Genomic DNA, 19,564 nt, shown 5'->3' on the forward strand with positions numbered 1-19,564 from the left:
CTGCGTCGAGGGGGATGCTGGAAGTACAGCACCGAAAAACTGAATATCGCATCGGGATTGCTCGAATCGCCCACAAGGCGCGTCGGGCAGGAGCAGAAACCGAGGTGAACTCACGATGATCGACAACCTCGATTATCCAGTCCAACTCATTCAACCGGACGGCGCGCGGGTGTGCCGACCGGAATACGACCGTCTGATCGCAAACCTGGATCGAGACGATTACCTGTCGTTGTACCGCGACCTCGTGATCAGTCGCCGAATCGACACCACCGCGGTAACACTTCAACGCCAAGGCGAAATCGGTTTATGGGCACCGCTCTTGGGCCAGGAAGCCGCGCAGGTCGGATCAGCACGCGCTCTGAAGCCTGACGATTTTGCCTTCACCTCCTATCGTGAGCACGCCGTCGCCTACTGCCGCGGAGTTCCGCCCCACGCGCTGACGGTCTTGTGGCGCGGTTGCGCCCATTCTGCCTGGGACCCAGAAGAATTCAATGTGACCAACCCGGCAATCGTTGTCGGGTCCCAGGGACTTCACGCAACAGGCTACGCACTGGGTGCTCACCTCGACGGCGCAGAAATCGCCACCATCGCCTATTTTGGTGACGGCGCCACCAGCCAGGGCGATATCGCCGAAGCACTGGGATTTGCCGCCAGCTTCCGCGCCGGCGTTGTCTTCTTCTGTCAGAACAATCAGTGGGCCATCAGCGAACCGGTCTCACTGCAGTCCCGCACACCGATCTCACACCGCGCCGAAGGCTACGGCATTCCGTCGTATCGCGTTGACGGAAATGACGTACTCGCCGTCTTGGCAGTCACTCGAAAGGCGCTGGCCCACGCCCGTGAGGGAAGCGGGCCGACGTTCATCGAAGCGATCACCTGCCGCATGGGTCCACACACCACCTCCGACGATCCATCGAGGTACCGCTCCGACACGGACATGGCGCAGTGGCGGGCCCGCGATCCGATCGAGCGGATGCGGTTGTTTCTCACCTCGCGCGGACTTCTCGATGACAAGGTAGCCACCGAGATTGCCTCGGCTGCCGACGAAGTCGCTTCCGTTCTACGACGCAACACAATCGGCTTTCCTGATCCACCGCCCTCGGCACTGTTCGATCACGTCTACACCGGACCCCATCCGTTGATCGATCACGAACGTGCGCAGCACCAGGAGTATCTGGCAAGTTTCGACAATCAGGAGGTCGTGTCATGACGCTCGTCAATCTGGTGACCGCCCTCAACACCGGGCTACGACGCGCACTCGAGAGTGACCACCATGTCGTGATCCTCGGCGAGGACGTCGGCCGGCTCGGCGGCGTTTTCCGGGTCACCGATGCACTGCAGAAGGATTTTGGCGAGAACCGAGTCATCGACATGCCACTCGCCGAATCCGGCATCGTGGGAACCGCTTTCGGCCTGGCGCTGCGCGGCTACCGGCCGGTGTGCGAAATACAGTTCGACGGATTTGTCTACCCGGCCTTCGACCAGATCGTCTCGCAAGTCGCGAAGATCCACTACCGCACCCAGGGTCGGGTGCGCGCACCCATCACGATTCGCATCCCCAGCGGCGGCGGAATCGGTGCCGTGGAACATCATTCGGAATCACCGGAGGCCTACTTCGCCCACACTGCGGGGCTGAGGGTGGTGTACCCGAGCAATCCGGCCGACGGGTTCCACATGATCCGGCAAGCCGTCGAGTCCGACGATCCGGTGGTATTCCTCGAACCGAAGCGGCGCTACTGGGACTCGGCTGAGGTGGATCTGAGCGCGGAACCGCCACTGCCACTGCACAGTGCGCGGGTAATCCGCCCCGGCAGCGATGCCACTGTTGTTGCCTACGGATCTATGGTGGCTACAGCCTTGGAAGCAGCGGAAATCGCCGAGGACGAAGGCCATCACCTCGAAGTGATCGACCTTCGATCGCTCTCCCCGATCGACTTCGACACGCTCGACAAGTCGGTACGACGGACCGGGCGGCTTGTCATCGTCCACGAGGCACCGATGTTTCTCGGGATGGGCGCCGAAATCGCCGCGCATGCCGCATACGAGTGCTTCTACGACCTCAAGGCTCCTGTGCGACGCGTGACGGGTTTCGACATCCCCTATCCCCCAGCCAAACTCGAACAGTTCCACCTACCGGACGCGGATCGAATCCTCGACGCACTCGATGAAGTGCTGGCCGCATGACTACCGCGGAGTTCCGACTTCCCGATCTCGGTGAGGGTCTCACAAGCGCCGAATTGGTGTCGTGGCACGTTGATGTCGGCGAACACGTGCGCATCGATCAGGTGATTGCCGACGTCGAAACCGCCAAGGCACAAGTCGAACTTCCGTCGCCGTACGCCGGAGTTGTCACCGAACTTCTTGCCGAACCCGGCGAGTCCGTGCCAGTGGGGGCGGCGATCATTCGCATCGAGAGTACGGACTCGGCTGGTGCGAGTACGTCGACTCCGCCTGTCCTGGTCGGCTACGGGCCGCAGACGGCTCATGCAAGCCGCCGGCGCAAGCGAGTCCCGCCCGCACCCGCGCAGCACAGAGAGATGGCACGGGCGATGACCGGCAGCGCCCGCGCACCCCAGGCAACGGTATTCGTCACGATCGACGTCACCGCGTCGATGGAACTATTAGACACACTGCGCACATCCGCAGACTTCGAGAACTGCTCGGTCACGCCGTTGACTCTTGCCGCGAAATCTCTGGTGACTGCCATCGCGTCGCACCCGAGTATCAATGCGACGTGGGACGAGGCGGCCGCACGCAGTGTTGTGCATCCACGGATCAATCTGGGGATTGCCGTGGCGTCGGACCGCGGACTCCTGGTTCCCAACATCAAAGACGCAGGCAGCCTGACACTGCGAGAGATTGCGCGCCACATCACCGAACTGACCTCGATGGCCCGCGCCGGCCGAACCGACGTCGAGCATCTCACCGGCGGCACGGTCACGATCACCAATGTCGGGGTCTTCGGCGTCGACGGTGGTGTTGCACTCCTCAATCCGGGCGAGGCAGCCATCCTCGCTCTGGGTAGCGTGAACGAGCGACCGTGGGTTCGCGGCGGGCAGATTGTCATTCGACAGGTTGCGACCCTCTCGTTGACATTCGACCATCGCGCCCTCGACGGACAACAGGCGTCTCAGTTCCTCACGCTCGTGGCGTCGATGCTCGCCGACCCGGCGGTCCTTCTCGCCCATCTGTGACGCAACCTCAGTCCTGGCAGACTGTCACGGTGAGCATCGCCCCCTCTCCCACTCTGATTCGTGCACGCGCCGGCATTTTCGGCATCTTCGGTATCAACGGCTTCCTGCTCGCGATGTGGGTGGTGCACATCCCGTCGATCGAGCACCGCGTCGGCATCAGCCACTCCACGCTGGGGTCTCTGCTTCTCCTGCTTGCCGTGGGCGCCATTGCCGGCATGCAACTCAGTGGCCCGCTCGCCGACCGCTACGGGAGCCGAAGGATGGTAATCCTGGCGGGAACCGGCCTGTCCGCCGCCGTGCTCGGTCCGGGATTTGCCACCAACGCGTGGCAATTGGGCGCTGCACTGGTGGCTTTCGGTTTTGCCAACGGCGCCTTGGATGTCTCGATGAATTCCCAAGCCGTCGAGGCCGAACAGTTGTACCGGCGGCCGATCATGTCCGCGTTCCATGGCATGTTCTCTGTTGGCGGAGTGGTGGGTTCGGTCATCGGAGCGGGCACTCTGGCACTCGGCCTTGCACCCTCCGTGACGCTGACCGCCGCATCACTGGTCGGCTTTGGTGCCGTCACAATCTGCTCCCGGCCACTGCTGCCCCGCGCCCTGCACCACGCCGACGACGTCGCAACGGAACAACCGCACGGCCACTTCTCTGCCAAGGTGCTTGCGCTGGGCGCGCTGGCGTTTGTACTCATGCTCGCCGAAGGTGTGGCAAACGATTGGAGTGCACTGCAAGTCAAGGAAGATCTTGGCGTCTCGAATGCCGTTGCGGCCCTGTCCTTCGGAGCTTTCTCCGCGATGATGACAGTCGGCCGATTCACCGCGGATCGCATCAGCGCCGCCCTCGGCCCCGTCGCGGTTGTTCGCTACGGCGCCATGATCGCTTCGGTGGGAATGTTGACTGTCGTTCTTTCCGGGTGGCTTCCGCTCACGCTCTTCGGCTGGGCGCTCTTCGGCGCGGGACTGTCCGGCTGCATCCCCCAGATCTTCACGACCGCCGGCAACCTGGGCTCAGGATCAGCTGGTACCAACATGTCTCGGGTTGTGGGTTTGGGCTACATCGGGTTTCTCGCCGGCCCCGCGACGATCGGGTGGGCGACGCAGATTGTGCCACTCACCACAGCGATGCTCATCCCACTTCTCTGTGTGCTGGTCGCAGCACTGTCCGCCGGTGTCGTTCGTCGCGATTCTTCGACCACCCACCGAGATCACAGCTGATCCTCACGCTTGTCACAGACAAAGCAGGGATGCTGGACATGTGACCGTCTCGACCTCCGCCCCCCACTCCCCGTCCGCCACAACCCGCTTGCTCGCCCTTGCCGCATTCTGTGCCGCAGCGCTCGGTATTTTGTACTTTCTCCGACCTGATTCACCGACGGTCACTGTTCCGGAATCGTTGAGATCCGTTGCCGATCAGATCGTCCGCGTCGTGGACGTCACTGCGGTATTGACGGCCACCGCCGCCCTCGCCGCAGTATCGATGATCCGCACATTGCCGTACGGTATCGGCGCCATACTCATGCTTGGGGTGGGCGCAAATCTGACCAGTGCTGCGCTGGGTTCATGGCTCACGGATGCGCCGACGGCCTTGCTTCCCAGCGGGCATGTTGTTGCCGCAGCAGCGTTGTACGGTTCGGCGGTTCTGATCTCTGCGCCGCGGTGGCGACCCGTCATTGTCGGACTGGGCATCTCAGGAGTTGCCGTGGTCGCGGTCAGTGTGGTCGCCACCGAGATGAGCGGAATCTTTGGTGTGGTTGCCGGACTCCTGATCGCAGCGGCCTGGGGTTGTGTGGCAGCCATTCTGATGGAGCACTCGCCGGTCGCCGCGAAACGTGAAGCAGCACGACCTGATACGGCAGCCATCGCGTTCTCCCGCGATCGGCGCATCCACCTGTAAACCGAAAGGGCGCCTACTCACCCTCGTGAGTAGGCGCCCTTTGCTGCAGCAGAAAAACTTACAGAGCCTTGAGTTCTTCCGTGACCTCGGCGACGGACTTCTTCGCGTCACCGAAGAGCATCGAAGTGCCCTCGGCGAAGAACAGCGGGTTGTCGATACCGGCGAAGCCCGAGTTCATCGAACGCTTGAGCACGATGACGGACTTCGACTGATCCACGTTCAGGATCGGCATCCCGTGAATCGGCGAGTTCGGATCATTACGTGCCGACGGGTTGGTGACATCGTTCGCGCCGATCACCAACGTGACGTCGGTGCGGGAGAACTCGTCGTTGATGTCGTCCATTTCCTTCATCGCGTCGTACGAGACATCTGCCTCGGCGAGAAGAACATTCATGTGACCGGGCATACGACCGGCAACGGGGTGAATGGCGTACTTGACCTCGACGCCCTTCGACTCGAGCAACTTCGCCATGTCCTTGACGGCGTGCTGAGCCTGCGCCACGGCCAAACCGTAACCGGGAACCACGATCACCTGATTGGCGTACGCCATCTGGATAGCAGCATCGGCCGCGGAGGTCGCCTTCGCGGTGCGCACGACACCGTCGGAGGATGCGGCTTCTCCGCCGCCGCCACCGAAGCCGCCGGCAACAATAGCCGGGATGGAACGGTTCATGGCCTTCGCCATGAGGTTGGTCAAGATGGTGCCCGACGCGCCGACGATCATGCCGGCCACGATCATGGCCTGGTTGTCGAGCGCCAAACCTGCTGCAGCAGCCGACAAACCGGTGAGGGCGTTGAGCAGCGAGATCACGACGGGCATGTCGGCGCCGCCGATAGGCAGCACCACCATCAGCCCGAGGATGCCCGAGAGCACGAGGACACCGACGATCCAGAGGGAACTGGTCGGGCCTTCCGGGGAGATCGCCTTGATACCGATGATCACCGAGAACGCAACAGCGGCGATGAGCAGCAGAGCGTTGAGGGGTTGCTGCAACTTGCCGATGCCGATCGGACGACCCGGCAGGGTTTCCTGCAACTTCAGGAACGCGATCACGCTGCCCCAGAAGGAGATCGAACCGATCACCGCAGCAAAGAGAGATGCGATGACGATGTGCACCGTCGGGGACTCACCGTGCTGGAACGCGGTGAAACCGTCGGAGTCGAGGAATTCTGCGTACGCGATCAACGCGACGGTACCGCCGCCGACACCGTTGAACAGTGCCACCAACTGCGGCATGGCCGTCATCTTCGTGCGCAGCGCCGGCGGAACACCGAGCACAACGCCGATGATCAGACCGGCTGCGATGAGGATCCAGTTCCCCATCTCCGTGTCACGGATGGAGATCAGCGTCGCGATGACGGCGATGAGCATGCCGACAGCCGCGATCTGGTTGCCGCGCACCGCGGTCTTCGGGCCGGTAAGACCCATGAGACCGTAGATGAACATCGAGAACGCGACAATGTACAAACCATTGACCAGGTATTCCATTACTGGTCACCATCCTTCGAAACAGTCTTGGCGGCGGGCTTGGCCTTGAACATCGCCAGCATGCGGTCCGTGACCACAAAGCCACCGACAACGTTGACCGTTCCGAAGACAAGTGCGACAAACAAGATGATCTGCAACCCGATGGACGGATCGTGCACCTTGCCCAAAACCACGAGCGCGCCGAGAACGACGATGCCGTGGATGGCGTTGGTACCCGACATCAGCGGCGTGTGCAGAGTGTTCGGGACCTTCGAGATCACCGCGAAACCGACGAACCCGGACAACACCAGGATCGCGATATTCGACAACAACGATGTGTACATCAGGCGCCCTTCTCTTCACGGGTGACGCACGCACCGGCCAGAACCTCGTCGGAGAAATCGGGCGCGAGTGCGCCTTCCACCAACATCAGTTCGATCAGCGCGGAAATGTTCTTCGAGTACAGCTCCGAGGCATGCTCGGGCATCGACGCCGGCAAATTCAGCGGCGAGCAAATCGTGACGCCGTGCTTGACGACGGTCTGACCCGGCTCGGTCAACTCGCAGTTTCCACCCGTCTCACCGGCAAGGTCCACGACAACACTGCCGGGCTTCATACCCTCCACAGCGGCCGCGGTCACAAGACGCGGAGCGGGACGACCCGGAACCAACGCCGTGGTGATCACAACGTCGAATCCCTTGATGGCGTCTTCGAGAGCCTGCTGCTGCTTCGCGCGCTCGTCGTCGGTGAGCTCACGGGCGTATCCGCCCTCACCGGCTGCGTCGATACCGAGATCGAGCCACTGAGCGCCCACCGAGCGCACCTGATCGGCTACCTCAGGTCGCACGTCGTAGCCGGTGGCGCGGCCACCGAGACGCTTCGCCGTGGCCAGTGCCTGCAGACCGGCAACACCGACACCGAGAACAAGCACCGTCGCGGGCTTGACCGTACCGGCGGCCGTGGTGAGCATCGGGAAGAATCGCGTCGACTCCGACGCCGCCAGCAACACAGCCTTGTAGCCGGACACGTTTGCCTGCGAGGACAAAGCGTCCATCACCTGGGCACGAGAAATACGCGGAATGGCTTCCACCGCATATCCCTCGATCCCGGCAGCCTTGAGCTCGGCGATGCGGTTGTCCGCGTTGCGCGGGTTCAGGAACCCGATCAACTTGGCGCCGGAGCTGATCTTGCCGATCTCGTCCGACGACGGCGGCGCGACCTTGACGACAACATCGGCGGTCCACGGATCGCCGATCTTCGCGCCGGCAGCGGTGTACAGCTCGTCCGGGATCAACGCACCAAGACCGGCACCGGACTCGACAACAACGTCGACGCCCTTACCGATCAGAGCCGCGACGATCTTCGGCACCAACGCGACCCGACGCTCACCGTCACTCGACTCCCGAGGGACGCCGACCGACGGACGCACTTGTGCGCTCTTCGATGTTTCCATTTGTTCCATTACCTTCTGCGGTTGGTGGTTCGCCTGCTGCGATGAGCGGCGGCCAACATGGGATGAGCGGAAGATGACCCGCTTTTGGGTGAATGGTGACTGATACTAGCCAGACTTCTCCGTGGAAAGTGAACACGGAGAACTACTTTCTTCATCTGAATCGAGTCCGAACAGTATCTTTACCTAGATACAAGTCATTATAATGTGAGCCCCATCACATCGAGGTGTCGACCTATTCCACGATGTGAACCACAATCGATGCATGAGGTGTCGATCGTGAAGCGTCGAAAAATTGTCGTAGAACGGGTCTACGAAAAGTCCGACGCCGAAAAGTCAGTGCGACTGTTAGTGGATCGACTCTGGCCGCGCGGGATACGACGCGACGAGTTGCCGTTCGACGACTGGGCCAAGGAATTGACACCCTCTACCGAACTACGAAAGTGGTACGGCCACGACGCGACTCGCTTCGACACGTTTTCCGCAAAATATCTCGCAGAACTCGACGCACGTCCGGTCCGCGAGTACCTGGAGCGCGTCACACCCACAGCGGACACACGCCTCATCGTGCTGCTCACGGCGAGCAAGGACCTCGCCCACAGCCACGCGTCGGTACTGGCCGACTATCTCCGCACAATCGTGTAACGATTGGTCAACTATTCACATAGTGGGATCGCAGCTTGTGCTTGACAAGTTTTCCCGTGGCAGTTCGAGGCAATTCGTCGGCGAAGTCGATGGAACGCGGCGCCTTGAAATGCGAAACGCGGTCGCGCACGTACTTCAGCAATTCTTCGGCGACATCTGCCGAAGGTTCAATTCCGTCTACTAACTGGACGACCGCCTTGACTTGTTCACCCATCTCCTCGTCGGGCACTCCGATTACCGCGACGTCGAAAACCTTCGGATGGAGAGTCAGAACATTCTCCGACTCCTGCGGATAGATATTGACGCCACCCGAAATAATGGTGAATGCCGCCCGGTCGGTCAGATAGAGGAACCTCTCGTCGTCGATGTACCCGATGTCGCCGCTCGTGGTCCAGTTCGGATGATCGGGGTGCTGCGCGGACGCAGTTTTCTCCGGATCGTTGTGATAGCGGAATGGCAGCTTCTCACGTTCCCAGAAGACTGTGCCGATCTCACCGACGGGAAGGTCCGCGCCGGAATCGTCGCAGATATGGACAATTCCCATTACCCCGTCGCGACCGACCGAACCTGGGTGCGACAGCGACTGCTCACTGTTGATGAACGTCGCACCCGCGCCTTCCGTCGACGCGTAGTACTCGTTGATCACCGGACCCCACCAGTCGATCATCGACGCCTTGACCTCCGGCGGGCACGGCGCCGCGGCATGAATGGCCACCTTCATACTCGACACGTCGTATCCGAGTCGTGTCTCCTCGGGAAGTTTGAGCATCCGCACAAACATCGTCGGCACCCACTGACTGTGCGTGACGCCGTACTCGCCGATCAGAGACAGCGCCGTCTCGGCGTCGAAGCTGTCCATCAAGATCACAGTGCCGCCCACCGAGTTGATGACTCCGCAGAACCGCAGCGGCGCAGCATGATAGATCGGCGCCGGGCACAAATAGACTGTGCTGGAATCGAATCCGTACATCGGTGCGAACACCGCGGTGAACGGATCCATCGTTACGTCGACCTCGCCTTCCGGGAGGTCTCCCTTGATCCCTTTGGGGCGACCGGTTGTTCCCGAGGAATACAGCATGTCGGTGCCGCGGGGTTGCGAATCCAAAGGCTCCGTCGATTGCGCCGAGACAGCCGCGTCGTAGTCCTCGAATCCCGCCAGCTCACCCCCGTACGCCAATCTGTGGAGAACTCGCGGCGTCAGCGCCGGATCTGTCGGAACAGCGTGTGCTGCTCCAGCGGACGCGATCAGTACTTTCGCCTCGCAATCGTCGACGATGTACGCCGACTCCTGCGCCGTCAGGTGACAGTTGACTGCGGTGATGTAGAAGCCGGACCGCAGTGCGGCCCAATACACTTCGAACGCACGCAAGTCGTTGTTCGATATGAGCGCAACATGATCGCCAGGCTTCATCCCCAGCCCGCGCAGATGCCGGGCGAGTGCGATCGACCGCTCGTCGAGTTCCCGGTACGTGATCGACTCACCGGTCGACGGACGGACGATCGCCGGCTTGTCCGGTGTGGAAGCAACAAAATTTCCAGGAAACACGCGCACTCCTCAATCAGCTTCTCGTCCGTCCACCCCGGTCTATCACAAGGCGGCGCGGTCCGATTCGATTTCGGCAGAACGGCACCGTTGGCTCGGCGGCCGAACTTTCTCGCCCTACAGTGAGAAGTCAGTGAACCATCGAAATCTACGGAGAAAAGTCTTATGAGCGACTGGCCCCAGGAATCCGTCACCGGTTTGTTGATCGAGCAATGGCAGGTCATCGACTCGCTTTTGTCCGCCCTCGACGGCGACGGCTGGTTCTCCCCCACCAATCTGCCGGGCTGGACGGTGCACGACATCACCGCGCACCTGATCGGAACCGAATCGCTGCTCTCGGGAATCGAACCGCCGACCACAGACGTCAACGTTCACGCCCTCCCCCACGTTCACAACGAGATCGGCGCATTCAACGAGCGCTGGGTCGAGGGACTTCGACGGGTCCCGTCGCCGCAACTACTCGAGCAGTACCGCGAGATCACGACTGCTCGCACCGCTACCCTTCGCACTTTGAGCGAATCCGACTGGAATGCAGAGTCTTCCACTCCCGTCGGCCCGGCGCCGTACGGCCGCTTCATGCGAATCCGATTGTTCGACTGCTGGCTACACGAGCTCGACATCCGCGACGCCGTCAGCGCTCCCGGGGACGAGGGCGGTCCGCGCGCCGACATGGCGTTCAAGGAAATCTCGAGTTCCCTCGGATTTGTTGTCGGTAAACGGGGCAAAGCACCGGACGGCTCTCGCATCACCTTCGATCTCGGCGGCCCACTGGCCCGCGAACTACACATCGCCGTCGACGGTCGCGCCGCTCTGGTTCCCACGCTCGATGAGCCGCCCACCGTGACCGTGCGGATGAGTGCCTCGCTCTTCACGAGACTTGCCTGCGGACGGGTCCGCGCGGCTGATCATCTTGACGAGATCACGATCGTAGGCGATCACGCGCTCGGCAAACGGATTCTCGACAACCTTGCGTTCACGATCTGAACCACGCCGTCCGATGAAGTTGTTCCTGGCGTCGTACCGGTTCGGCGACCACCACACACGGTTCGCGGAACTGGTCGGCCCTGGCGCTCGGATCGCCGTCATCGCGGCGGCTGCAGACGCTTGGCCGGCAGCCGCCCGAGCGTCCGCGGTCACCAGCGAACTGACGCCACTACGCCGAGCGGGATACGACGCCGAGGAACTCGACATCCGCGACTACGCTCCCTCACCCGACGCACTGGAGCACGCACTGCGGACGTTCGACTGCGTCTGGGTCCGCGGCGGAAACACCTTTGTCCTGCGGGCGCAGTTAGCGCGGACGGGAGCGGACGACGTCCTCGAACGCCTTGTCCGTAATGGAGATCTTGCCTACGCGGGATACAGCGCCGGCGCTGCTGTGGCCACACCGACCTTGACCGGGTTGGACGTCACCGATGATCCGTCCGATGTACTGGCCACGTGCGGAATCGAGACGGTGTGGACCGGGCTCGGACTCGTCGATTTCGCGATTGTTCCACACGGCGGTGGTTCTGTACTCGAGGATCCTGCGGCCACGGCACGAACAATCGCCATACTTACAAAAGAACGGATTCCGTTCAGGGTGCTGAGCGATCAGCAGGTTGTGGTTGTCGACGGCGGCGAGGCAGACGTCATCTGACGACCTCAGTCGTCAGTTGCCCTTCAACCGTGCTCGGCGACGGGCGCCGGGTGAACGCTATGTGACTGGCGATCGAGTCGCGCCCACGCGATTTCCCACCGCTTGACCGACACTTCGTCCGCATCTTCGAGGAGCGCGTCGAGAAGGAGCCGTGGGTTCTTGTGCCACGCGAGTTCTGCCGCTCGAACCTCGGCCGCGGAAAAGAGTCCGGATGCCGCAAGGTCGCGGATCCAGTCATCGATCTCGCCGCGGTGAATGCGTGCAATCGTCTCGTATCCGATGTGCTCATCGAGGAAGTCGTACGAAAATATTGCAGCCAGGTAACTGTTCGACTCACGCTGTCCGAAAATCATGTGCGTTCCTTCCTCGAAGTGTTCGACGACGATGTGACGACTGCCCGTTGCCTGGATACACCCGAGACCTTTTTTCCGGTGACCCTGTAACGCTTCGTTTATCCCCGACGATGCACACGCTAACCCCCCAAGGCTTCGTTTGGGTTGCGCTCTGGAAAACGTTGCCGTGTCAGTGCCTATTCGAGACCTAAGGCCATCGCCTTCACGACATTGGTCCATATCTGGAGCCAGTCGGCCTGACCTGCGATTTGCCCGTTTTTTCGGCCTCCATGAGAGCAACACGCCCGGTTGCGAAAAAATCTTTTTCAACTATCTCATCAGGTGGGATCGTTACGGTAGCAAATCACGTGTATCGCCGTTTTCCCAGGCATCTTCACACCAAGAATCCCTAGTACACAGCCTATTTCTGACGACACAACGCCCTACACGATCAGCTTTGAACGGCTGTCCAATTGGGCGAGCAGCAATCGAAGAGCGCTGACTCGAAGCGCCTCCCGCGCCGTCCACAGACCCGGGTACCGTCGAGGAGACATCCCTCACCGATACGGAGCCACCAACAATGACCGACAAGATCGTGCACAACGTCGACGAGAGCCGCTTCGATATTTATTCGGACGACGAACTCGCAGGTTTTGCGGAGTATTCCGAATCGAATGGTGTGCGCGATTTCCACCACACCGTCACCTACCCGCAGTTCCGTGGCCGTGGGCTCGCTGCCGTCGTCGTGCGGCAAGCCCTCACACAAACGCAGTCGGACGGCAAGAAGATCGTCCCGTCCTGCTCGTACGTCGAAAAGTTCGTCGCGCAGAATCCGGAGTTTCAGATCCTCCTGTAACTCGCTTGTTGCCTCGGGGATAACTGACCCCGAGGCCGAGCGAGCCGTCAAAAATCAGTCGCGGACATGACGCGCGTCGGGCAGTGTTGGTGGAAACAGCACTTTTGCTGCCCCGCTGCCCGGAAGGAATGTCCGTGACTGTCACGCCCCGACTCGGACGCGCGGGCACGTCCGAACAGATCCACTACCTTCCGTTGGTTCTGATCAACCTCGCGACGCTGTTCTCCGCAATCGGAAACGGCATCTCCATGGTGGTCATCCCCTGGCTCGTTCTCGAGCGCACCGGGCGCGCCACCGACGCGGCAATTGTTGCCGGTGCCGCCGCCGTGCCCCTACTGATCGCAAGTTTGTTCTCCGGCACTCTCGTCGATCGATTCGGTCGTCGGCGCACCTCGCTGGTGTCCGACGCGTTGTCCGCTGTGTCAGCTTCGGCCATTCCCATCTTCGCGGTCACCTCAGGTCTGAGCATTCCGGTGATTGCCGCTCTCGCTGCGCTCGGTGCAACATTCGATCCGGCCGGCATGGCAGCGCGAGAATCGATGCTGCCGGCGGCGACGCGCGCCGCGGGGTGGAAGCTCGATCGGACCAACAGCCTGTACGAGGCGAACTACAACGTCGCGTATCTGATCGGTCCCGGAGTCGGCGGCGTCCTGATCGCCACGATCGGCGCGGTCAGCACCCTCTGGGTGACTGCGGCGGGGTTCGTGCTTTCGATCATCGTCGTTGCCTTCATCCGTCTGGCCGACGCCGGAACACCAGACCCCGGCCTACGTCCGGCGTCCATCTGGCACGGCACACTCGAGGGCTTGAAGTTCGTGTGGAACAACAAGCTTCTCCGAACTCTGGCACTGGTCGACATGGCCGTCGTGGCTTTGTACATGCCGGTGGAGAGTGTTGTTTTCCCCGTGTATTTCACCGAGCTCGATCAACCCGCACAGCTCGGGTCGGTGTTGATGGCGTTGGCGATCGGTGGAATCGTGGGCGCCTTGGCGTACGCGCCGCTTGCTCCCCTGATGTCTCGGCGACTGATCATGATCTGTGCAGTCGGCGTGCTCGGCGTTGCCATGCTCGCGATGGCCCTGCTCCCGCCGTTGTGGGTGATTCTGGTCCTGGCGGGCCTGCAAGGTCTTGTGTACGGCCCGGTGGGGCCGATAGCCAACTACGCCATGCAGACTCGCAGCCCCGAGCACATGCGAGGCCGGGTTGTCGGTGTGATGACGTCGACGGCCTACGCCGCCGGTCCACTCGGATACCTCGTTGTCGGCCCACTTCTCGATCAGCTCGGTATTGCATCAACCTTTGTGGCACTGTCGATTCCGATCGTTGTCATCGCGATCGTGTGCGCGGCGCTTCCGGTGCTGCGCGAACTCGATCACCCCTGACCGCTATTTGAATCCCATCACCTCGGTCCCCCAGGCGATGCGCAGCACCTCGTCAGCGTCGTGGACCAACGAGTCCGGCGAATCGATCAGTAGCGTGGATCGAGCCTCTTCGTCATACGGCGGCCAGTGTTTGGACCCGTCGAGCGCGGCCGGCACTCCATGCCGGGCAAATGCCAGCCACCGTCGTTGCATCCGACCGGCCACCTCCATTGCAGCCTTGCGTCCACCCAACCAGAATGTCGGATCGACGTCCAGGGTTCCGAAATTGCCGAATACATACGGCAATTCGGTTGCGTGCCCGGCTCCGATGCGCGCGGCCTTGAGCATGGGCGTGGCGTGGTCGAATCGATAGAGCCACGTCGGCGAGTGCCGTGCATGCGCGTCGGCAATCCATAGTGTCGGCATCCGAAACGCCGCGTCACGCGAGAGCGCCAAGGCACCGCTGGGTTTGGCGTGATCAGGATAGGCGGACATGATCTCGGCCAGCCGCGTCGGCGAAATGTCCGGGTGGTCGTCGGCCAGTGCCTGCAGCATCGCCTCCACCGACTGCGCACTCACCGGCATCAACGGCGATTTCATGAATTTGAAGATCGACGCCTCGTCCTTGTTCGATCCGATGATCAGTGGGATTCTGTGGGCATACCCCTTCTGGAAAGCTGCAACGGGGTAGTGCGGCACCAGATCTCGATCCACCACTGGGGCCATGGCGAGGGTTCCTGGAATGCGGGTCGGGATTTCGTTGACCAGTTCGTCACCGGCCTTGATGATCAGTTCGAGATCGGCGTCGATCAGATCGCCGGCATCGCCTGGGGCAATCGAGATCAGTTCGAGGAAGCGGAGTGCCACCGAGCGCGCGCGATCACGTCCGTATACCGATGTGGCCGGCGGGCTTTGAGCGATCGCGCGATGAAATAGGCCTTCGGCTGTTGGGCACGTCATCAACGTCGTGATGGAACCGGCACCCGACGACTCCCCGAATACCGTCACCTCACCCGGGTCACCGCCAAACGCAGCAATGTTGTCACGCACCCACTCGAGCGCTGCAATCTGGTCGCGCAAGCCACAATTCGACTCGAACACCACGTTTGGTGTCGAGAAGGAAGACAAGTCCAGGAACCCCATCGCGCCGACGCGGTAGTTGAACGAGACGAGAACAACGTCACCGGTCTCCGCCAGGTGCCGACCGTCGTAGATGCTTTGGGCTGCCGAACCCAGACAATAGGCACCGCCGTGAATCCACACCATAACCGGCCGCGGCGTGCCGTCTGGTCGTGGCGCCCACACATTGACGGACAGACAATCCTCGTCGACCACAAACGCCCGATCTATCGGCACCGCCGGGCTTTGCCCCTGCGGTGCGATGGGACCGAAGGCGCGGCCATCCCGCACGCCGTCCCATGGTTCGGCCGGTAGTGGCGCTCGGAACCTTCGCTCCCCGGTCGGGGCGGCCGCGTACGGGATACCCTTCCAGGCGAAAACCGAACCATCGGCATATCCCCGGACGTCACCGGCTGGGGTATGGACGACAAGGGTGCTCTCGCCTGTGTCTCCCGGTCGAATTTCGGTGTCCATGCCTGAATCTCCTCACGACCTCGACTTTGAGAGAATCTGTCCCAAACCTACCAATTTCCGAGAGGTGGGGACGAGCAACGAAAAGCGGCGGTGTTAAGGTCGCCTTGTTCTGACACGGGGTGCTCCGCATGGGCGGGGCTGAGATCAAACCCGGGAACCTGATCAGGTAATGCTGACGAAGGGATGTCATGGCTACCACACAGCCTGCATACAGTTCTGCCGAAAATACGTCCGTCTCGAACACGGCGCTCATCGAATCGACTTCGGACCGATTCACCGACCGCCTCTGGGACGAGACCAAAGTGCTGCGTGAGTCCATCGACTCACTCGAATTCCTGCGCCGACTCGGCGACGGCACCTTGCCGCTCGACGCGTTCCGCACCTACATCGAGCAAGACAAGCTCTATCTCGAGGGGTACTCCCAAGCGCTGTCTCTTGTTGCCGCTCACGCCCCGAACCCGCAGGCAGCGGGATTCTGGTCCAACTCCGCATCCACGGCAGCCACAGTCGAGTCGTCACTGCATGACGGCCTTCTCGCCGGCGGGATTCTGCCGGCCGAGACCAGTCGGCTCGAGCATTCACAAGCCTGCTTGGGATACGTGTCCTATCTGATCGCGACTGCCGCCACGGCGCCGTACGCCGTCTCGGCCGCTGCGGTACTCCCCTGCTTCTGGATTTACGCCGAGGTCGGCCGCGACCTGGCCGCGTCAGCGCGGGAAGTTCTGGACGCAGATCCGACGCATCCCTACGCGCAGTGGGTCAGCACCTACGACGCGCCGGAGTTCCACGAGTCCGTCGCGAAGGCACGGGAGCTCGTCGACGCAGCAGCCGACGCCGCTACCGAAGCAGATCGAGAAGCGATGAGCGAGGCGTTCCGAATCGCAAGTCGATTCGAGCTGATGTTCTGGGATTCGGCATTGCACCCGCAGCCTTGGCCCGCGTCATGATCTCGGTAAGGCGTGTTCTCGCCACGACCGCAGCTCTCGCAGCCACACTGACCATGATCAGTGGATGTTCCAGTGGCACAGAATCTTCGGATGCCATCCGGTTTGCACTCGACTGGACTCCCAACACCAACCACACCGGGCTCTACGTCGCGATGCAGGAGGGCTACTTCGACGACGCTGGACTGGACGTGTCGATCCTTCCCTACAACAACACCTCCCCCGACACCCTGGTGGATGCCGGCAACGCCGAGTTCGGGATCAGCACCCAGAGCCAGGCGACGTTCGCTCGCGCTGCGGGCGCGGACACTGTCTCCGTCATCGCGCCACTTCAGCACCGTGCCACGGGAATCGGCGTCAAAGCCGACCGATCGGACATCACCCGTCCGCGAGATCTCGACGGCAAGGTCTACGCCGGCTTCGGCGATCCCGGCGAGGTCGAAACGCTGCAACAGGTGATTCGCAATGACGGCGGGACCGGCGACTTCACGACCGTCACGTTGGGTACGTCGGCCTACGAAGCTGTGTATTCGGGGCAGGCTGATTTCACGGTGTCCTACTTTGCGTGGGAAGGTCTCGAAGCGGAGCGCAACGGAACCCCGATGCGGTACTTCCAGTACACCGATTACGGATTCCCCGACGCGTATTCCATTGTGATCAACGGTAATCAGCAGTGGATGAAGGATCACCCCGAGGAAGCTGCCAAGTTCGTCAAGGCCGTGCAGCGCGGATATCAGACCGCCGCCGAGAATCCCGATCGCGCTGCACAGGATCTCATCGATGCCAATCCCGGCGCCTTCACCGACGAGGACCTCGTGCGGGACAGCCAACGGATGCTTGCCGCTGATTACATGTTGGACGCAAACGGCGTTGTCGGAACCCAGAATCTCGAAACATGGTCCGGCTATTCGGGTTTCCTCTTCGACAACGGCCTACTGGCAGGCCCGGACGGCAATACGCTGACTCAGAAACCGAATTGGTCGGAATACTTCACCAATGAGTACCTCGACGCGCCCTGAAGTGGCGACTCGATGGGGATCCGTCACACGGCGAGCGTTGCCTGCGCTCGCCGTGGTGATCCTGCTCGTTGCGGCCTGGCAGATCTACGTCGATGTCAGCGGTATCCGTCCCCAAGTTCTGCCGTCGCCAGGCCGAGTGCTCTCGCAGGGGTGGAACAACCGCGACGTGATCTCCGGCCATGCGTTGTCGACGCTTCAGGTGACACTGATCGGATTCACCGTCTCTTTGGCACTCGCATGGATTCTTGCTGTGGTGGTGGACTTTTCACCATGGCTCTCGCGCGCGTTGGTTCCACTGTTTGTCGTCTCGCAGACGTTGCCGATCATCGCGATCGCCCCACTCATGATCATCTGGTTCGGATTCGGACTGTTGCCGAAGGTTCTGGTGATCGCGCTGGCAACGTTCTTCCCGATGACTATCGGTTTGATCGAGGGTTTTGCCGCGGCCGATCGTGAAGCCGGTGCCCTCCTGCGCAGCATGGGTGCCTCCCGCTGGCAAGAATTCCGGTACGTGCGACTCCCGTCGGCAATTCCACGGTTCTTCACGGCGCTGCGCATCGGTATCACCTACGCCGTCGTGGGGGCGGTGTTCTCCGAATACGTCGGCGCGACCTCCGGTTTGGGCATCTACATGAGCACCCAGAAGAATTCCTTCCGCACCGACCTGGTCCTTGCTGCGGTTCTGGTGACCGCTCTGATCAGTGTCACCTTGTACCTACTGACCTTTGCGGTGGAACGCGTCGTTGCGCCGTGGGCTCTGAGCGAAAGGACACCGCGATGAGCACCGAACGCATTGTCGACGTGGCCTCACTCAGCAAGGAATTCAGCACCCGGGCAGACACGCGACAGGTTCTCGACGACGTGTCGTTCTACGCTGCCCCAGGCGAATTCGTGTCGATCATCGGACCGAGTGGATGCGGCAAGAGCACCATCTTCAATGTCTTGGCCGGACTCGAAACACCCACGTCGGGAACCGTCTCCGTTGGTCTACCGGACTCGGGAAGCGGCATCCCGACTGCCTACATGCCTCAGAAGGATCTCCTGTTTCCGTGGCGTTCGGTTCTCGACAACACCGCACTGGGACTCGAAGTACAGGGTGTGCCGCGGAAAACCGCACGCAACAAGGCACGAGAGCTGTTTGCCGCCTTCGGACTGTCGGGTTTCGAGGATGCCACTCCGTCGCAGCTGTCGGGAGGCATGCGCCAGCGGGCTGCCCTGCTGCGCACCGTAGTTCAGGGCAAGCCCGTTCTGCTGCTCGACGAACCGTTCGGCGCCCTCGACTCGTTGACCCGAACCGAAATGCAGTCCTGGCTCCAGGATGTGTGGCAGCAGTATCGGTGGACAGTTCTGATGATCACCCACGACATTCGTGAGGCCATCTATCTGTCCGATCGCGTCGTCGTTCTCTCCGCAAGGCCCGCCACGGTCAAACGCGTCGTCGACGTGCCACTTCCGCGTCCCCGCGAACTGGACATGATCACCTCGCCAGAATTTGCCGCGGTCGAGCGCGAATTGCTCCGGGTACTGCACAGCGAGACTTTGGCCGCGTTGTCCGATCAGTCCCCTCCTGGCGATTACTGAAGATAAGCTGAGAGTCACACGCAGTTCACCGAGAGTTCAGGCCAGA

Annotated in this window: 20 protein-coding genes and 1 riboswitch; of the genes, 14 read left to right on the forward strand and 6 right to left on the reverse strand. The window is 61.6% G+C overall.

The window, feature by feature from the left end:
- Positions 1–115: 115 nt before the first annotated feature.
- From pdhA to KYT97_RS27080, 5 genes are all read left to right on the forward strand, one after another.
- A complete protein-coding gene (gene pdhA / locus KYT97_RS27060) occupies positions 116–1,210 on the forward strand; it encodes a pyruvate dehydrogenase (acetyl-transferring) E1 component subunit alpha (protein WP_219111154.1) in 1,095 nt (364 codons plus the stop codon).
- Positions 1,207–2,184, forward strand: coding sequence for an alpha-ketoacid dehydrogenase subunit beta (locus KYT97_RS27065; protein ID WP_095888617.1), 978 nt, complete (start codon positions 1,207–1,209; stop codon positions 2,182–2,184). Before pdhA ends, KYT97_RS27065 begins: the two co-directional genes overlap by 4 nt.
- Positions 2,181–3,194, forward strand: a complete 1,014-nt coding sequence (locus tag KYT97_RS27070) for a dihydrolipoamide acetyltransferase family protein (RefSeq protein WP_219111157.1) — start codon at positions 2,181–2,183, stop codon at positions 3,192–3,194. Before KYT97_RS27065 ends, KYT97_RS27070 begins: the two co-directional genes overlap by 4 nt.
- Positions 3,195–3,307: 113 nt before the next feature.
- Complete coding sequence (locus tag KYT97_RS27075) at positions 3,308–4,408, forward strand: MFS transporter (protein WP_245006186.1); 1,101 nt, start codon at positions 3,308–3,310, stop codon at positions 4,406–4,408.
- 40 nt (positions 4,409–4,448) lie between these two features.
- Positions 4,449–5,087, forward strand: coding sequence for a hypothetical protein (locus KYT97_RS27080; protein WP_219111159.1), 639 nt, complete (start codon positions 4,449–4,451; stop codon positions 5,085–5,087).
- Between the two features lie 58 nt (positions 5,088–5,145).
- On the opposite strand, the gene KYT97_RS27085 is transcribed toward KYT97_RS27080, so the two are convergent.
- Genes KYT97_RS27085 through KYT97_RS27095 form a run of 3 tightly spaced genes read right to left on the reverse strand, consistent with a single transcriptional unit; the run spans position 5,146 to position 8,008 of the window.
- Positions 5,146–6,576 (reverse strand): NAD(P)(+) transhydrogenase (Re/Si-specific) subunit beta, encoded by a 1,431-nt coding sequence (locus tag KYT97_RS27085; protein ID WP_033236043.1) that lies wholly within the window; start codon positions 6,574–6,576, stop codon positions 5,146–5,148.
- Positions 6,576–6,899: an NAD(P) transhydrogenase subunit alpha part 2 gene (locus KYT97_RS27090; protein WP_033236042.1), complete on the reverse strand. Its 324-nt coding sequence runs from the start codon at positions 6,897–6,899 to the stop codon at positions 6,576–6,578. Before KYT97_RS27090 ends, KYT97_RS27085 begins: the two co-directional genes overlap by 1 nt.
- Entirely contained in the window at positions 6,899–8,008 is a 1,110-nt protein-coding gene (locus tag KYT97_RS27095) for a Re/Si-specific NAD(P)(+) transhydrogenase subunit alpha (protein WP_045071404.1), read from the reverse strand. Before KYT97_RS27095 ends, KYT97_RS27090 begins: the two co-directional genes overlap by 1 nt.
- A 276-nt stretch (positions 8,009–8,284) precedes the next feature.
- On the opposite strand from KYT97_RS27095, the gene KYT97_RS27100 reads away from it, so the two are divergent.
- Positions 8,285–8,650, forward strand: coding sequence for a DUF488 domain-containing protein (locus KYT97_RS27100; protein WP_245005931.1), 366 nt, complete (start codon positions 8,285–8,287; stop codon positions 8,648–8,650).
- A 7-nt stretch (positions 8,651–8,657) separates the two neighbouring features.
- Here the strand turns inward: KYT97_RS27100 and KYT97_RS27105 are convergent, their stop codons facing one another.
- The gene (locus KYT97_RS27105; protein WP_219111165.1) at positions 8,658–10,196 is read right to left on the reverse strand and encodes an AMP-binding protein; all 1,539 of its coding nucleotides are present in this window, start codon (positions 10,194–10,196) and stop codon (positions 8,658–8,660) included.
- A 162-nt stretch (positions 10,197–10,358) separates the two neighbouring features.
- Between KYT97_RS27105 and KYT97_RS27110 the strand changes: the two genes are divergently transcribed.
- Together KYT97_RS27110 and KYT97_RS27115 are read left to right on the forward strand one after the other, a co-directional pair.
- A complete protein-coding gene (locus KYT97_RS27110) occupies positions 10,359–11,177 on the forward strand; it encodes a maleylpyruvate isomerase family mycothiol-dependent enzyme (RefSeq protein ID WP_219111167.1) in 819 nt (272 codons plus the stop codon).
- Between the two features lie 13 nt (positions 11,178–11,190).
- Positions 11,191–11,832 (forward strand): Type 1 glutamine amidotransferase-like domain-containing protein, encoded by a 642-nt coding sequence (locus KYT97_RS27115; RefSeq protein ID WP_045071407.1) that lies wholly within the window; start codon positions 11,191–11,193, stop codon positions 11,830–11,832.
- Between the two features lie 23 nt (positions 11,833–11,855).
- Here the strand turns inward: KYT97_RS27115 and KYT97_RS27120 are convergent, their stop codons facing one another.
- Complete coding sequence (locus KYT97_RS27120) at positions 11,856–12,185, reverse strand: hypothetical protein (protein WP_033236037.1); 330 nt, start codon at positions 12,183–12,185, stop codon at positions 11,856–11,858.
- 559 nt (positions 12,186–12,744) lie between these two features.
- Between KYT97_RS27120 and KYT97_RS27125 the strand changes: the two genes are divergently transcribed.
- Together KYT97_RS27125 and KYT97_RS27130 are read left to right on the forward strand one after the other, a co-directional pair.
- The gene (locus KYT97_RS27125; protein ID WP_095888612.1) at positions 12,745–13,020 is read left to right on the forward strand and encodes a GNAT family N-acetyltransferase; all 276 of its coding nucleotides are present in this window, start codon (positions 12,745–12,747) and stop codon (positions 13,018–13,020) included.
- A gap of 134 nt (positions 13,021–13,154) precedes the next feature.
- Entirely contained in the window at positions 13,155–14,402 is a 1,248-nt protein-coding gene (locus tag KYT97_RS27130; RefSeq protein WP_233364420.1) for an MFS transporter, read from the forward strand.
- 3 nt (positions 14,403–14,405) lie between these two features.
- Here KYT97_RS27130 and KYT97_RS27135 read toward each other — a convergent pair whose 3' ends face one another.
- A complete protein-coding gene (locus KYT97_RS27135) occupies positions 14,406–15,974 on the reverse strand; it encodes a carboxylesterase/lipase family protein (protein ID WP_045071410.1) in 1,569 nt (522 codons plus the stop codon).
- Between the two features lie 105 nt (positions 15,975–16,079).
- Positions 16,080–16,175, forward strand: a riboswitch (TPP riboswitch).
- Here KYT97_RS27135 and KYT97_RS27140 point away from each other — a divergent pair.
- The 4 genes from KYT97_RS27140 (at position 16,163) to KYT97_RS27155 (ending at position 19,518) form a co-directional block, all read left to right on the forward strand.
- Positions 16,163–16,921: a TenA family protein gene (locus tag KYT97_RS27140; protein WP_045071412.1), complete on the forward strand. Its 759-nt coding sequence runs from the start codon at positions 16,163–16,165 to the stop codon at positions 16,919–16,921. (Overlaps the previous riboswitch by 13 nt.)
- Positions 16,918–17,937 carry an ABC transporter substrate-binding protein gene (locus KYT97_RS27145; RefSeq protein ID WP_219111170.1) on the forward strand — a complete coding sequence of 340 codons (1,020 nt, stop codon included), beginning with the start codon at positions 16,918–16,920 and terminating at the stop codon, positions 17,935–17,937. Before KYT97_RS27140 ends, KYT97_RS27145 begins: the two co-directional genes overlap by 4 nt.
- On the forward strand, positions 17,915–18,718 hold the full coding sequence (locus tag KYT97_RS27150) for an ABC transporter permease (protein ID WP_045071416.1): 804 nt from the start codon (positions 17,915–17,917) through the stop codon (positions 18,716–18,718). Before KYT97_RS27145 ends, KYT97_RS27150 begins: the two co-directional genes overlap by 23 nt.
- The gene (locus tag KYT97_RS27155) at positions 18,715–19,518 is read left to right on the forward strand and encodes an ABC transporter ATP-binding protein (protein WP_219111173.1); all 804 of its coding nucleotides are present in this window, start codon (positions 18,715–18,717) and stop codon (positions 19,516–19,518) included. Before KYT97_RS27150 ends, KYT97_RS27155 begins: the two co-directional genes overlap by 4 nt.
- Positions 19,519–19,564: the final 46 nt, after the last annotated feature.

The sequence above is a fragment of the Rhodococcus globerulus genome, assembly GCF_019334125.1.
GTDB lineage: Bacteria > Actinomycetota > Actinomycetes > Mycobacteriales > Mycobacteriaceae > Rhodococcus_F > Rhodococcus_F globerula.

Bases quoted from the DNA above. Each gene is read 5' to 3' on its own strand.
- KYT97_RS27125 (WP_095888612.1), top strand. From the start codon at position 12,745: ATGACCGACAAGATCGTGCACAACGTCGACGAGAGCCGCTTCGATATT.
- KYT97_RS27095 (WP_045071404.1), bottom strand. From the start codon at position 8,008: ATGGAAACATCGAAGAGCGCACAAGTGCGTCCGTCGGTCGGCGTCCCT.
- KYT97_RS27065 (WP_095888617.1), top strand. From the start codon at position 1,207: ATGACGCTCGTCAATCTGGTGACCGCCCTCAACACCGGGCTACGACGC.
- KYT97_RS27145 (WP_219111170.1), top strand. From the start codon at position 16,918: ATGATCTCGGTAAGGCGTGTTCTCGCCACGACCGCAGCTCTCGCAGCC.
- KYT97_RS27070 (WP_219111157.1), top strand. From the start codon at position 2,181: ATGACTACCGCGGAGTTCCGACTTCCCGATCTCGGTGAGGGTCTCACA.
- KYT97_RS27085 (WP_033236043.1), bottom strand. From the start codon at position 6,576: ATGGAATACCTGGTCAATGGTTTGTACATTGTCGCGTTCTCGATGTTC.
- KYT97_RS27140 (WP_045071412.1), top strand. From the start codon at position 16,163: ATGGCTACCACACAGCCTGCATACAGTTCTGCCGAAAATACGTCCGTC.
- KYT97_RS27110 (WP_219111167.1), top strand. From the start codon at position 10,359: ATGAGCGACTGGCCCCAGGAATCCGTCACCGGTTTGTTGATCGAGCAA.
- KYT97_RS27075 (WP_245006186.1), top strand. From the start codon at position 3,308: ATGTGGGTGGTGCACATCCCGTCGATCGAGCACCGCGTCGGCATCAGC.
- KYT97_RS27090 (WP_033236042.1), bottom strand. From the start codon at position 6,899: ATGTACACATCGTTGTTGTCGAATATCGCGATCCTGGTGTTGTCCGGG.
- KYT97_RS27155 (WP_219111173.1), top strand. From the start codon at position 18,715: ATGAGCACCGAACGCATTGTCGACGTGGCCTCACTCAGCAAGGAATTC.
- KYT97_RS27120 (WP_033236037.1), bottom strand. From the start codon at position 12,185: ATGATTTTCGGACAGCGTGAGTCGAACAGTTACCTGGCTGCAATATTT.
- pdhA (WP_219111154.1), top strand. From the start codon at position 116: ATGATCGACAACCTCGATTATCCAGTCCAACTCATTCAACCGGACGGC.
- KYT97_RS27115 (WP_045071407.1), top strand. From the start codon at position 11,191: ATGAAGTTGTTCCTGGCGTCGTACCGGTTCGGCGACCACCACACACGG.
- KYT97_RS27135 (WP_045071410.1), bottom strand. From the start codon at position 15,974: ATGGACACCGAAATTCGACCGGGAGACACAGGCGAGAGCACCCTTGTC.
- KYT97_RS27150 (WP_045071416.1), top strand. From the start codon at position 17,915: ATGAGTACCTCGACGCGCCCTGAAGTGGCGACTCGATGGGGATCCGTC.